At 61.9% G+C, this 13,725-nt stretch carries 14 protein-coding genes and 1 tRNA gene; 9 read left to right on the forward strand and 6 right to left on the reverse strand.

Going from position 1 to position 13,725, the window contains the following annotated elements:
• From GOEFS_RS05070 to GOEFS_RS23155, 3 genes are all read left to right on the forward strand, one after another.
• Positions 1-572, forward strand: a 572-nt coding sequence (locus GOEFS_RS05070; RefSeq protein WP_007316808.1) for an MspA family porin, incomplete at its 5' end; no start/stop codon positions are given.
• Between the two features lie 20 nt (positions 573-592).
• A complete protein-coding gene (locus GOEFS_RS23150; protein ID WP_007316809.1) occupies positions 593-1,735 on the forward strand; it encodes a hypothetical protein in 1,143 nt (380 codons plus the stop codon).
• A 1-nt stretch (position 1,736) separates the two neighbouring features.
• Positions 1,737-2,303, forward strand: a complete 567-nt coding sequence (locus GOEFS_RS23155; protein ID WP_007316810.1) for a hypothetical protein — start codon at positions 1,737-1,739, stop codon at positions 2,301-2,303.
• 55 nt (positions 2,304-2,358) lie between these two features.
• Here the strand turns inward: GOEFS_RS23155 and GOEFS_RS05075 are convergent, their stop codons facing one another.
• Positions 2,359-2,811 carry a hypothetical protein gene (locus GOEFS_RS05075; RefSeq protein WP_245549772.1) on the reverse strand — a complete coding sequence of 151 codons (453 nt, stop codon included), beginning with the start codon at positions 2,809-2,811 and terminating at the stop codon, positions 2,359-2,361.
• Positions 2,812-3,565: 754 nt separating this feature from the next.
• Positions 3,566-3,637: transfer RNA gene (locus GOEFS_RS05080), tRNA-Thr, on the reverse strand.
• 4 nt (positions 3,638-3,641) lie between these two features.
• Between GOEFS_RS05080 and GOEFS_RS05085 the strand changes: the two genes are divergently transcribed.
• From GOEFS_RS05085 to otsB, 4 genes are read left to right on the forward strand one after another with little or no spacing between them, the layout of a single operon-like run.
• Complete coding sequence (locus GOEFS_RS05085) at positions 3,642-5,069, forward strand: threonine/serine exporter family protein (RefSeq protein ID WP_007316812.1); 1,428 nt, start codon at positions 3,642-3,644, stop codon at positions 5,067-5,069.
• A 37-nt stretch (positions 5,070-5,106) separates the two neighbouring features.
• Positions 5,107-5,274 carry a hypothetical protein gene (locus GOEFS_RS23385; protein ID WP_007316813.1) on the forward strand — a complete coding sequence of 56 codons (168 nt, stop codon included), beginning with the start codon at positions 5,107-5,109 and terminating at the stop codon, positions 5,272-5,274.
• 29 nt (positions 5,275-5,303) lie between these two features.
• Complete coding sequence (locus GOEFS_RS05090; protein WP_007316814.1) at positions 5,304-6,827, forward strand: alpha,alpha-trehalose-phosphate synthase (UDP-forming); 1,524 nt, start codon at positions 5,304-5,306, stop codon at positions 6,825-6,827.
• Between the two features lie 6 nt (positions 6,828-6,833).
• Positions 6,834-7,604, forward strand: a complete 771-nt coding sequence (gene otsB / locus GOEFS_RS05095; RefSeq protein ID WP_007316815.1) for a trehalose-phosphatase — start codon at positions 6,834-6,836, stop codon at positions 7,602-7,604.
• Between the two features lie 321 nt (positions 7,605-7,925).
• Here the strand turns inward: otsB and GOEFS_RS05100 are convergent, their stop codons facing one another.
• Positions 7,926-9,077: an ROK family transcriptional regulator gene (locus tag GOEFS_RS05100; protein ID WP_007316816.1), complete on the reverse strand. Its 1,152-nt coding sequence runs from the start codon at positions 9,075-9,077 to the stop codon at positions 7,926-7,928.
• Positions 9,078-9,110: 33 nt separating this feature from the next.
• Here GOEFS_RS05100 and GOEFS_RS05105 point away from each other — a divergent pair, with 33 nt between their 5' ends.
• A complete protein-coding gene (locus GOEFS_RS05105; protein WP_007316817.1) occupies positions 9,111-9,899 on the forward strand; it encodes an SDR family oxidoreductase in 789 nt (262 codons plus the stop codon).
• A gap of 149 nt (positions 9,900-10,048) precedes the next feature.
• Here GOEFS_RS05105 and GOEFS_RS05110 read toward each other — a convergent pair whose 3' ends face one another.
• Both GOEFS_RS05110 and deoC read right to left on the reverse strand, forming a co-directional pair.
• Positions 10,049-11,284 (reverse strand): L,D-transpeptidase, encoded by a 1,236-nt coding sequence (locus GOEFS_RS05110; protein ID WP_007316818.1) that lies wholly within the window; start codon positions 11,282-11,284, stop codon positions 10,049-10,051.
• Positions 11,285-11,368: 84 nt separating this feature from the next.
• Complete coding sequence (gene deoC, locus GOEFS_RS05115) at positions 11,369-12,058, reverse strand: deoxyribose-phosphate aldolase (protein WP_050949789.1); 690 nt, start codon at positions 12,056-12,058, stop codon at positions 11,369-11,371.
• A gap of 26 nt (positions 12,059-12,084) precedes the next feature.
• Between deoC and purU the strand changes: the two genes are divergently transcribed.
• Positions 12,085-12,984 (forward strand): formyltetrahydrofolate deformylase, encoded by a 900-nt coding sequence (gene purU, locus GOEFS_RS05120; RefSeq protein ID WP_040524529.1) that lies wholly within the window; start codon positions 12,085-12,087, stop codon positions 12,982-12,984.
• Here the strand turns inward: purU and GOEFS_RS05125 are convergent.
• A complete protein-coding gene (locus tag GOEFS_RS05125) occupies positions 12,981-13,724 on the reverse strand; it encodes a hypothetical protein (protein WP_007316821.1) in 744 nt (247 codons plus the stop codon). The two genes, purU and GOEFS_RS05125, sit on opposite strands and share 4 nt — an antisense overlap.
• Position 13,725: the final 1 nt, after the last annotated feature.

Genomic DNA, 13,725 nt, shown 5'->3' on the forward strand with positions numbered 1-13,725 from the left:
CGTCAGCCACGCCCACACCGTTAGCGTCCAAACATGATCATCTGGTCACTGATGACGGCTGGAAAGTTGATCTACGCGCGTCGGAGTTGGTGGTCAACCCGATGTCGAACGTGGCCAACAGTTTCGCCTCCCGCGAAGGATGGGTCTCCTCCCGAGTGAAAGGCACCATCACCGGCGCCGGACACGAAGACGTCCAATCAGCAATCCTCGAACAAGTCTTAGTGATCGGCTGCCAGGTCGACGTGTCCGATGGTGCGACCTTGGGGTTGGCTACCTCGATTGGGCCGAATGCCAGCGTCACCATCAGCGGCATGCCGAGCGCACAGATCGGCGGAAGCGCCTCAGTCTCGCCGAGCGTCACCTCCAAACTCGCTCCCGGCAAGATCAGCGAATTCAGCCTCGGCAAGAAGACCCTCCAAACCGATCACGCCTCCATCCGAGCCAAAAGAATCAGAGTCTCTGTTGATGGATGTGTAGGACCGACCACGGTCAGGGTGATTGCTCGATTCTCGGTGTCTACCAAAACCTCTGACGACACCACCACCGTCTACTCAGCCCGCATGTGGCTCTAAACCAAAGGGGGACAACAGAAATGACACATACACCCACCACCAGACGGTTAGCGGGCCTGATCGCCCGTGTCGTCGCTGTTCTCGCACTCGGGGTAGCACTCGTCGCCGCCGTGGTCGCCATCCCTACCGCGTCGGCGGAAACGCCTGCCGAGCGCTGCGCGCGGGAAACCAACGCCTACAACTCCGCGTGGAAACAATCCTGGGTCGCAGCCCACCCCGGTAAAACCATCTCCGATGCACCCGCACCACCAGTGCCCTACACCTGCCACGACCCACAAACCACCACACCAACAACACCCAGCACCGCACCACCCGCAACACTGCCCGGCACTACATCAGCAACACCAGGCCCCGGCCCCAACATGGGAGTCCACGCACCCACCGACATACCCACCTACAACAACACACCCATCGTCAAAGCACCAGGACGGCAGTCGACGCCACGCACACCGGCCTCGACCAGCGCAACACCAAACTCGACAACACCGCGACAATCGCAGTCATCCCAACCCACCGCACCTCAGCTACCCACTGGTAACACATTCAGCGACAAGTCCGAGTTCTGCACTCGACCCGGCGTAAACTGCGCTGAAGGCGACGCCCCCAAGCAAGGAGATATTATCGGTGGCGACGATGGCCAGCGTCGATATTTCCGGTGGAGCAAGTGCCCCGAAGGCCAACACCTGATGACTGGAGCCACTACCTATTTCTGCTACACCGACTACGACTATCGGGTAACTAATATCCGAAAAACTCCTCGCGGCGCGCCTTCAGACATCGTTCCGATCGGAACTTACGACTGCCAGACCGGGGAAGTAAAACTGTCGCAGAACACCACAGTTAAAGCGGAGAACAGTGCCACACAGAGTTCGGAGATAGGAGCAGAAGCAGGATTAAGTGTGGATGCGATATCTGGAAGTATTTCCAAACAAACTGGAACATCGGAAACCACCACCATCGGCTCTGAATCTGCACTTGGTTCGGAAATGTCGTATGACACAAACAGTTGCCCCAAGGGTAAAGTGGTCCACGCGTACCCGCGCTATAATACTTACACCTATGACCTAGAGAAGATTGACACGAGGACAGGCCAAGTAGTCGGAACTATTCGTAATCTTAAATATTATGCACCCATTCAAGGTGTAAGTTGGGAGGTGGCGTAACATGAGCGACTCTTCGAAAAGCCCGTCTAGTGATGCTACGGCAGAGCGCGTTGGAGTGCGCTGGAAACGATGGGCTGGGATATCCGCTGTTTGTTTGTTCATTGTCGCTGGCGTAATTTTTGGGTACATTCCAACCATCCTGCCCTCGGAGGGTGAGAACTTGCCTGCTGTCGCAGTCGAGACGTCTCCGCCACAACGCAGTTTTGTCGACGTTGAGATGAGCAAACTAGTTGGATTGACCGTCCCTCAGGCTCTTGAAACACTTGGTTATCCCAAACATAACTACTACGGAGAGCCGAAGTACATCTCTCTGCCACGGACAGATGGAAACAAGGTTGCATCGTTGCCAAAAGCCGACTTGACGGTTACTGCAGTATGCGCAAGAGGAAGCGATAACACGCTATTCTTCGGCGTAACACCCACTGCGTCCATGACCCCTGAGCAAAAGCGGATAAAAGCATATCAAAATAGCCACAATGACGCTGGCGGCGTTGATCGTTATTATCTAGCTAAAGAGGCGGGATGCACGCGCGGCCTGTTTAGCATCGGCGTTTGGACCGATCAGTAAGGTAGATACGCCACAAGCGCCCCTCAGTCGAACAGACTGGGGGCGCTTTCATTTTCTAGCTGTATTTTGTTTTGGGTGTGATACGTACCAATACGGGTGTGCCGTTCACGGTGATACTGCCGTCGAGCAGTTCGCCGCGTAGGAAGGTTGAACCGTTCCATATGCCATAGTGCGTAACAGTGGTCGACGCCGGAATCAGCAGGTCGCCTGTCGTGCCCGTCGAGACCGCCTTGCCGGTGTCGGCTCCGGCGCCGTCGACCGCTGCTCCCCACGCTGTCGCAAAACTCGCGGGCGTCGATGCGAACAGGTTCGCGCCTGTGGCGCCTGGATCACCCGAATGTGCGGTTATTTTCGCCCCTTTTAGCCGCAATCGAATCGCACACATCACGCATATGCGCATTCTTTGCCATATCCTCCCTTTAAGTTTGTCGAGCCATAAATGATGCCTATCCCCGACCGCCTGCCATGCCAGCGGTTTGCCCGTTGAAAATGCCACCCGCTCCGCCACCGCCACCTCCGCCGGGTGGGTTGCCAGCCATGCGGCCGGCAACCGTAAGGATTCCGCGCGTGTGACTGCCGGGAACCTCCCGCTGCGTCGACCGTTCCCGTGCCGCCCGCACTGCCAACACCCGATAGACCGGGAGCTGTGGTTGTACCGCCACGTGAGGACTCAACGATGCGTTTCGAGTTCGACCTCACGCGCGCACGTGTCGAACTGGTCCACAACGCCGTTTACGTGGGCGATAGAAACCGTCCTGGGAACGCTCAAAACGCACGAGACGGGTCGGTTGCCGATACCGGAGTTCATAGTCCCGATGCTCGCACCAAAATTGGTCGGCGTGGCCGCTGACGCGGTGTCTGGCCCGCGCGAGACGGCGGGTGGATGGCCCCCAGCGTCTACAGATTCGCGGCTCAGTGGCGCCGTAAATCGGTGCATTGTCGCATCGGGACAAGCACGAGCCCCCGAACTTGACGAAACGGGCGACTTCCGCACCCCGGCCTTTCCCGTGTGCTTCTCACGACCTACGACACACCGCCGCGTCACTCGCAATCAGCGCGGGAGCCAATGTCGAGGCCGTGCATCGAATGCCTGGGCATACAAGCAGCCATGACGCGTGACACATGCACTGACTATGTCGATGATGACCTCGTCGCGGTAGCCTCTGCGCTGAGCGATGCCGCACAGACTTACGCGGCACGAATCTCGACAGCCATATAACCAGAACACCCCCCACCCGCGTGAGCAGATGAGGGGCGTAGCGAGCCCCCTGTCAGGATTGAACTGACGACCGCTCGCTTACAAGGCGAGTGCTCTACCACTGAGCTAAGGAGGCGTGCGTGCGCAAGTATATCGGTCAGACTCTGCGGCGCCTCATCGGCACCAGCCAGGCGACGATCGACACCATCGAGCCCGGCAGCATCATGGTGTCGCCGCGCAAACCGATCGACTTCGACGACGATGCCGCGATCACCGAAATCCTCGACCTCGCCACGAAAATCGGTGCGGTACTTCTCGATTCGGGCACCGCTGCCATCGACACCCAGGAGCAGATCCGCTTCGTCGCCGGTGTCTACGGCCTGGAAAACGTCGAGGTGGACGTTACCTACAACACCATCGTCGTGCTCGCCCGTCGTGGCAATAATCTGCCGCCGGTGAGCACGATGCGGCAGGTGTACTACCGGTCGATGGACTTCACGCGACTCGCGCAGGTCGACCGCCTAGTTCGACGCATCCGCGACATGGCCCTGAGCCCCCGGACCGCCCACAGCATCGTCAACGAGATCGTCTCGGCGCCGCATCCCTATCCGCACTGGGTAGCGACATTCGCCTGGGGATTCATGGCGTCGGGGATTTCGGTACTGCTCGGCGGACGATTCGTGGTTGGAGCCATCGCGCTGCTCACCACAATGGTCATCGTCGTGGTCAACCGATTCCTCAATCGGGTCGGCATACCCATGTTCTTCCAGCAGGTCGCGGGCGGCTTCATCACAGTGGTGCCGGCCGCTCTGATGTATGCGGCGGCGCCATCGCTCGGCATCGAATTGGCGCCGTCGCAGATCATCGCGTCCGGCATGGTCGTGCTGCTATCCGGGTTATCCCTCGTCGGCTCGGTCGAAGACGCGATCACCGGCGCTCCGATCACCGGCGTCGCACGATTCTTCGAATTGCTACTCATGACCGGCGGCATCATCGCGGGCGTCAGTATGGCTATCCGGCTACTCGAAGGCACCGGTATCTACCTGCCGACCATTACCGCCAATACCAACTTCGGGTTTGTCGACGCCCCAGCGCAGATCATCGCCGGTGGCCTGGCCGCGGCGGCATACGCACTCGCCTCCTACGCCGAGATGCGTGCATTGCCAGTGGCTTTCATGGCCGGGGCGATCGGTATCGCCGTCGTGGTACTGACCAACCAACTGTCGGCGGGTGCCATCGTGGCGAGCAGTATCGCCGCGACGGTGACCGGCCTCTTCGGTGGTCTGCTCGCTCGCAAAGCGTTGACCCCGCCATTGGTCGTCGCCGTCGCGGGCATCACTCCCCTGCTGCCCGGTCTGGCTGTCTATCGCGGCCTGTACGGGATCCTCAACGACCAGTCGCTCATCGGGTTCACCTCGCTCGCCAGCGCGTTCGCGATCGGATGTGCCCTGGCGGCGGGTGTGACGCTCGGTGAATTCGTCGCCCGTGCCCTACGTCGGCCGCAGATTCCGCATCGCCCGATGTGGAACTTGCGACCGACCTGGATGCAACGGACCAGGCGCGAGTAGAATTGGTCAGCGACCCGCGCTTCTACCAAAGGACACCATGCCTCCGAAGACGACCGACATCGCCGACACCGACATCGAGCCCGAGGCTGTAGCCGACGAGACCGCCAGCTCGGCCCGGCGAGTCGTCGCAGCCTACGCTACCGACGCCGACGAGTGCCGCATGCTGTTCTCGATGCTCGGAATCGCCCCCGGCGAGGCCAACTGACTCCCGCCCGACGGCGCTCACATAATCAAATGACTGCTTCTAGCGGCACGGACCGCGACTCATCCCAAGATGCCCGCACCGCCGATTTTGTCGTGGTCGCCAACCGGCTGCCAGTTGACAAGGAAGTCCGCCCCGATGGCAGCGTGCACTGGAAACGCAGCCCGGGCGGGCTGGTTACCGCCCTCGAACCCATCCTGCAGTCGCATACTGGCGCCTGGGTTGGCTGGTCGGGCGTTCCCAACTCCGACGACAACCCCGATATCGAAGGCATCGACATTCACGCGGTGCCGCTGAGCACCGAAGAGATCAACGAGTACTACGAGGGTTTCTCCAACGCGACGCTGTGGCCCCTGTACCACGACGTCATCGTCAAACCGGAGTATCACCGCGAGTGGTGGAACGCCTACGTGGAGATCAACCGACGTTTCGCCCAGGCGGCGTCGAAGGCAGCGGCGCACGGTGCGATCGTCTGGGTTCAGGACTATCAGCTGCAATTGGTCCCCAAGATGCTGCGGATGCTGCGACCTGACCTGCGTATCGGCTTCTTCTTACATATTCCGTTTCCGCCGGTCGAGCTATTCATGCAGATGCCGTGGCGCACCGAAATCGTCGAGGGCCTACTCGGTGCCGACCTCATCGGGTTCCATCTGCCCGGCGGCGCACAGAACTTCCTCTACCTGGCCCGTCGGCTCGCCGGCCATGCCGTTTCCAAAGGCACGATTGGGGTACGGTCAAAGTTCGGTCTGGTCCAAGTGGGTTTCCGAACCGTGCGAGTGGGCGCCTTCCCAATCTCCATCGACTCCGAATCGCTCAACTCGCTGGCGAAGTCGAAGGCGATTCGCGCGCGTGCCGCCGAGATTCGCGCGGAACTGGGCAACCCCAAGACGATGCTGCTGGGCGTCGACCGGCTCGATTACACCAAGGGCATCGACGTCCGGCTCAAAGCACTGTCGGAGCTACTGGATGAAAAGCGTGTCGACGCAAGCGAAACCGCCATGGTCCAGTTGGCGACGCCGAGCCGCGAACGCGTCGACTCCTATATCGCCATGCGCGCCGGCATCGAGCAGCTGGTCGGAAATATCAACGGACGCTTCGGCCAAGTCGGCCACCCGATAATCCAGTACTTACATCGGCCGGTGCCGCGCGAGGATCTGATCGCGTTCTTCGTCGCCGCCGACGTGATGCTGGTGACGCCACTGCGCGACGGTATGAATCTGGTCGCCAAGGAGTATGTCGCGTGTCGCAGCGATCTCGGCGGCGCACTGGTACTGAGTGAATTCACCGGTGCCGCAGCCGAATTGCGGTCGGCGTATCAGGCCAATCCATACGATCTGGACGGCGTCAAAGACGCCATTATGGCTGCCGTCGACCAAGATCCGGCCGAAGGCCGACGTCGGATGCGCGCGCTGCGCCGACAGGTTCTGGCGCATGACGTGGAACGGTGGGCTCACAGCTTCCTGTCCACGCTGGCTGAGAGTCAGCCGACCATCCCTAGCGTCGATCGCACCCTCGCACCAGCCGCCCTTGACGAAAACGAACCCACGGAAGGCTGAAACGCTTTGAGCAGCAACGGTATCCCCGACGATCTCGCTGCTGCGCTCGACGGGCTAGCGGCGTTGCCGCGCGTCGTCGTGGCCTCCGACTACGACGGTTGTATGGCGCCGATCGTGTCCAACCCGCAAGACGCCGTCCCCAATCCGGCGTCGGCCGCCGCGATCGAAAGACTTGCCGCCGCACCAAATACGCTGGCCGCGGTGGTGTCCGGCCGCGCGCTGGCCGACTTACGCGTACTGTCGGGTCTCAGCGCGGCTGTCACCCTGGTCGGCAGCCACGGTAGTGAGTTCGCCGATGGGTTCACCGTGCCCATCACGTCCGATGACAGCGCGCGATTGGGTCGCATCGTCGATGAATTCCATTCGCTGGCAAAGCGATTCGACGGCGTGACGGTCGAGGTAAAACCCGCGAGTACAACCCTCCATGTGCGCAACGCCGCTCCCGACGACGCCAAAGTAGCGCTCGCCGCCGCCCGCTCCGGTCCGGCGTCGTGGCCCGGTGTCTATGCCACCGAGGGCAAAGCCGTCATCGAATTGGCCGTCATCGAAACCAGCAAAGGCATCGCGCTGGACACGTTACGGGGGCAATTCGACGCTGAAGCCGTCGTCTACCTCGGCGACGACGTAACCGACGAGAAGGCCTTCGCGCATCTGCGTCACGGTCGGGATGTGAGTATCAAAGTCGGTGAGGGCGAGACCGGCGCGGAATATCGCATCGCCGGAACCGACCATGTGGCAACGGTTTTGGAGACCTTGGCGCGATTGCGGCGCAATTAGAATTATCGTCCCCCTCACGGACCTCCGAGGGCATATTGCCCTTCGACCTCGCTCAGGGGGACGATATTTGTCCGCACGCCTTCGATGCCTTCGATGGTCGGGTCGGTAAGGAATCTCGCGGGGTCTCGATACACCTCGTCGCTAGCGCTCCTCGGCACTCGACCAGCGAGGTGGGCCACTCGACTACCGACCACCAATGTCACTCGACCAGCGCAATGAGTTACTCGACTACCGACCACCAAAATCACTCGACCAGGAGGTTGGCCGCTCGACTACCGACCACCAATGTCGACCAGCGCAGTGGGGGCTAACGACGCCCCATTAATCCGCCGACAGCGCCACTGACGTTATGGGATCGGCGTATAAGACGCTGAGGGCCACTACGATGGCCGCACCCTCCTGCACCCGCAATCCGAATCTCGACGGACACAGTTCCAATGGCCACGGCGTATGGCTCGCCGCGTCGAATGCCGCTTGAATCGGCGCGAGCCCACGCGGATGTCCGGCGAATGCGTCACCAGCTACGACAATCGAATCCGGATTCAGAACATCACGCATCATCGCCAAAGACTGGCCGAGTACCCGCGCGCGTTCGTCGAGCAATTCATGATCTTCGGGCGTCTGGCCTCGACGCAGCGCAGCGGCCTGCAATACCTCCGACCCGATGACATCCTGCAACGTCGTCGACAATGGCGACCGCTGCTCAGCCTGCGCACTCAACAGCGGCGCGTCGACCGGCAGGTACGCGATTGTCCCCGCTCCTCGAGCGGGTACCCGCACCTTTCCATCGAATGTTATTGCCATACCTACAGTTTCACGCGCGTAGCAGAAGAGCCCGGTACCGCCGCCATCCCGCGGATAGCCGAGGAGCAGTTCGGCGGCGGCCATCGCCTGCACATGCTCGCATACCGACACCGGCACACCGAGCGCGTCAGTAAGCCTGCGCCCCACCGGAACTCGGTGCCAGCCCAACACCGGATGGTCCACAACGCCGGTGTGTTCATCCACGTCGCCGCCGAGTGCCAGGCCACCCCACATCAGCCGTCGTCCACTGAAGCGGTCTGCCAATTCCTTTAGCTGGGCCGACAATTGACGGATCGCGTCGTCTCCATCACCGTCCGGCGTGGCCACCGCGTGACTGTAGAGAGTTCGCCCGCCGATGTCGGCGATCGCAAGCAGCGTGCGCTTGGCACCGATATGCATGCCCGCGACGCATAATTTGTCGCGGTCGGTGGTCAGTGGATTCTTGGGACGTCCGATGCTGCCCGGGTCGACTAGGTCGGGCCGCTCCACCGTTAGGCCCACCCGTGTCAGTGCGTGCAGTTGCCGGTTCACCGTCGCGGCCGACAGGCCGGTGGCAAGCACCAACTGATCACGAGTAATTGGTCCGCCGGTACGGACAGCTTGAAGAACAGCGGCAGCGGGCACCGAACCCACGTGCAACTCGGCAGCAACGACACCGGAACGGGACATGGCCCCGAATCTAGCAGTGACTAGGCTAGTTTCATGACCGCTGGCTATTCTGACGATCCATCTGCAATCAGTGCTGACGTTAACCCTTCCGATCGTAAGGTCGCCGTGGTAACGGGAGCCAGTTCGGGTATTGGCGAGGCCACCGCGCGACTGCTCGCCGCGCAGGGATACCACGTGGTCGTCGGCGCACGACGCCTCGACCGCATCCAAAAGTTGGCTGATGAAATCGGCGGCAGCGGCTATTCGCTCGACGTCACCGACGAGCGGTCGGTGACCGACTTCATCGCCAAACTCGACCGCGTCGACGTTCTCGTCAACAATGCCGGCGGTGCGAAAGGCGTGCGCTCGGTCGCCGACGCCGACCTCGACGAGTGGCGCTGGATGTGGGAAACGAATGTCCTTGGCACATTGCGCCTTACCAAAGGTCTACTGCCCGCGCTGATCGCATCTGGTGACGGCCTGATCGTGACTATCACCTCGGTTGCCGCGCTTGAAGCGTATGACAACGGCGCCGGCTACACCTCGGCGAAACATGCTCAGGCTTTGTTGCACCGAACGCTGCGACTCGAACTACTTGGGCAGCCGGTTCGGCTGACGGAAATCGCGCCGGGCATGGTCGAGACCGAGTTCTCCCTTGTACGCCTCGGCGATCAAGCCAAAGCCGACGCGATCTATCAAGGCCTGACGCCGCTGACCGCCGACGACATCGCCGAGGTCGTCGGCTTTGTGGCGTCCCGCCCGGCACATGTGAATCTGGATCAGATCGTCATCAAGCCGCGCGATCAGGCGAATGCGCGACGAAATATCAAGAACAACAAGTAGTTTGGCGCGGAGGGATGGTTGCGGGGTCTCGATACACCTCGTCGCTAACGCTCCTCGGCACTCGACCAGCGAGAGCGGCACCTCGTCGCTAACGCTCCTCGGCACTCGACCAGCGGTGGAGGGCGCACCCTTCATATGGTCGGCGTCCGCTACCGCGGCACCGGCGCGCCCTTCGGCGTCGCGGGCGCGCTCTTCGACGGTGCCTCACCCTTGACCGCCGACCAACTCTTCCAGGTCTCCCAGCCCACTGCCCAGTCGTAGATGTCGCCGTCGGCCTCCGACAACTGGATACGAGTGCCGGTGACCTCAACTGGATCGCCGTAGATCGCGGTGGCGAAATACTGCTCAGCATTGGCCAGGGATAGGTTGATACATCCGTTGGTGACGTTCGAAGCACCTTGCACGCCAACGGTTTCCGGGTTGGCGTGGATGAACTCGCCGTTATTGGAGATCCGCACCGCCCACCGTTCGCGGATATTGAAGTATCCCGCAGCTGGGTTGCTCATGTAGAAATCGGCGTGCTTCTCGCTCACCACGTGGATACCCGACCGGGTCACGTTGCGGTCGACGTCGCCCTGCCCGTAACTACACGGCAGCGTCATCAATGTGGCACCGCCCCGAACCACCACGATCTGATGGGACGACGCGTCGGCCTTCACGATTTGCGACCGTCCGATGACGAAGTCGCTCGTCACATCGCTGTCCCCGTAGGCACCGCCGCCGAATTTGAGCCCATAGAACTTGGCCGTCACATGCACTTTGGTGCCCGGTTCGAAGTAGTCACGGCTGCGCCAGTGGATCCGCGACCCATTGTCTTCACCCAGCCACGCCCAGCTGCCCTCGGTATGCGGGGTTGTCGTGACAGTCAGCGCGTTCTCGACAGCCTCTTTGTCGTGAACCGTCCCGTCGAATTTCAGGATGATGGGGGCCGCGATTCCGACTTCCTGCCCGTCGGCGATATTCACCACGACGCCGATCTTCTCCTTCGGCGCCAATGTCGTGAATGAACCGTCCAGCTTGCGCGGCACGCGGTCATAGCCAACCGCGCTCCCCGACCACGTGTATTTGGTGCCGTATCCCAGCGGCACATCGACCGTGAAAGTCGTCCGATCATCCGACAGCGAGCCCGGAACCGCCCGCCCCGCGGCGTTGAGCAGCTTCACATCCGGGTTGAGCACACCGCCGCCAGCCGTCACCGAAAACTTCTCGGTCGGGTTGGGTGGCGCACTGTCCAGTGCGGGCGAGAAAGTCAGTGTGACAGTCGGTTGACGAGGTCCGTCCGACTTTTTTGGCTTGGAATCGGTCGCACACGCAGCCGCTGCACCGGCCACCGCGAGCCCGGCTGCGGCGAGTACAGCACGCCGTGTCGGCCCTTTGGCATTCATTCGACAGAGTTTACCGGCGTAGCGCGCGATACATGCGGTGGTAATTATGCGTGTGGCGTAGCCGACAGTCGACGACGCCGGGCATCACTCGTCGGCGAATCCGTCGAGCACCGCCCGCGTCCCTGACAATCCGAGTCGCGTCGCACCAGCTTCGATGAGGTCGGCGGCGAATTCCGCGGTCCGGATGCCGCCACTCGCCTTCACCCCGGTCCGGTCGCTGACCGCGGCGCGCATCAGCCGCACCGCCTCGACACTCGCGCCGCCGGCCGGGTGAAAACCGGTGGAAGTCTTCACAAATCCGGCACCCGCTTGCTCTGCCCGACGGCATACCTCGGTGACGGTATCGGGACCGGCCAGCGACAACAGTGCCGCCGATTCGATGATGACCTTCAATACCGCCGCGTCGCCGAGCGCCTCGCGGACCGTCAGGATGTCGGCGAAGACCTCGTCGAAACGTTGGTCGACAGCAGCACCGACGTCGATGACCATATCGACCTCGCGGGCGCCCGAATCAGCCGCGAGACGCGCCTCAGCCGCTTTGACCAGTGAATGGTGTTTCCCCGACGGAAACCCGGCGACGACACATAACACCTGATCACCGGTATCGATAGGCAGCGCAGACGGTGACAGGCACACGGCGTAGGTGCCGAGTTCGGCCGCTTGCGCAACCGTGGCTTCGACGTCGGCACGCGTTGCTTCCGGCTTGAGCAAGGTGTGGTCGACCAGCGCGGCGACGTCGGATCGAGTCAAGGAACGGGGGGTTGGCGAAGTCACGGAGTCGAGCTTGACACACTGACTAGATGACCGCCGCCGACGCCCCGCAAAACTCGCACGCCGATGCGGGAGATCGATACGTATTGACCCTGGGCTGCCCCGACCAGACCGGCATCGTCGCGCGGATCTCGGCATTCCTCCTCGACGCCGGCGGCTGGATCACCGAGGCCGCCTATCACTCCGATCAGGAAACCGGCTGGTTCTTCACCCGCCAGGCGGTACGGGCTGATTCGATTACGCTGTCCTTCAACGAGTTACGCGCGCGGTTCGCCGAAACGGTTGCCGCCGAATTCGGCCCGCGAACCGACTGGAAACTGACCTCCACCCGCGAACCGAAGAAGGCGGTGCTGCTCGTCAGCAAGGACAGTCATTGCCTGATCGACCTCCTCGGGCGCGCCAACCGCGATGAGTTACCGGCGCAGATCAGCGCGGTCATCGGAAATCATGCCGACCTCGGCGAGCTATGCACCAGTTTCGGTGTGCCGTTTCATCACATACCGTTCGGCGACGACAAGGCGGCTGCTTTCGCCCAAGTCTCCGACATCGTCGACGCCATCGACCCCGACGCCGTGGTGCTGGCACGGTTCATGCAGATCCTGCCCGCCGACCTCTGCGAACGCTGGTCGGGGCGCGCCATCAATATCCACCACAGCTTCCTCCCGAGTTTCGTCGGAGCCAGGCCCTATCACCAGGCTTTTGCCCGGGGCGTCAAACTGATCGGCGCAACCTGTCACTATGTGACCGCAGAACTCGACGCCGGGCCGATCATCGAACAGGATGTCACCCGCATCGACCACACCGATTCGACGGCCGACATGGTCCGGCAGGGCCGCGACATCGAGACCCTGGTGCTCGCCCGCGGCGTCCGCTGGCATCTGGAAGATCGGATCTTGGTACACGGCCGCAAGACCGTGGTGTTCAACTAAGACCTAACCAGCTCGCGAATGGCCGGCAGCCGCAGCGTCGGACGCGTCAGATTGGCCGCGATGACAACCTGCTCACCGCTCGCCGAGAAGTCGACGCCGTCGTCGCCGACACTGATCTGCTCAATAGCGGCGTATCGCTCGACAGCGGTTCGCAGGGTCTTGCCGATGTCGTCGACGATCGCCTGCGCGAATTGTGTCGGCAGCCCAAAAACCAGCGTTTGTACCCGGGTCACCGCGAAATGGAGACCGCTGTCGTTGAGTTCGGGTCGGACGGTCACCGTCATGGGTACCGACAACACCGGAGTGCGGGCGACGATATCGACCCGGACGCTGCCATCGCGGGCGCTCCCGCGAATGCCGGTCAGCCGATGTGGCGACGAACCGAAAAGCTCACGCTCACTGACGAATTCGACGATCCGACGGTACGGCAGGTAGCCCCGACAACTGACCGCTTCCATCCTCGACGCCGAATCATCACCGGTGATGCCGACAATCCGCACCGACACCGCCACATCGCCGGGCACAGTTTGGGTGACAATCTCGACGGCGCTGATCGACCGCGAAAGTGATTGCCAGACAATCGATTTTGATCCGAACGACATCGTGGTCGGCAGACCCGTGACCTCATGGCATCGCCGCTGCACGGCCTCGGCCACCTTTGCCCGCGCGACACCTTCTACGGTGAGCAGCACGCCGCCGATGAAAGCGACCGCGAGTAGCAGCGCGACGAGCAGGGTCATC

It is taken from the genome of Gordonia effusa NBRC 100432 (assembly GCF_000241305.1).
Taxonomy (GTDB): Bacteria; Actinomycetota; Actinomycetes; order Mycobacteriales; family Mycobacteriaceae; genus Gordonia; species Gordonia effusa.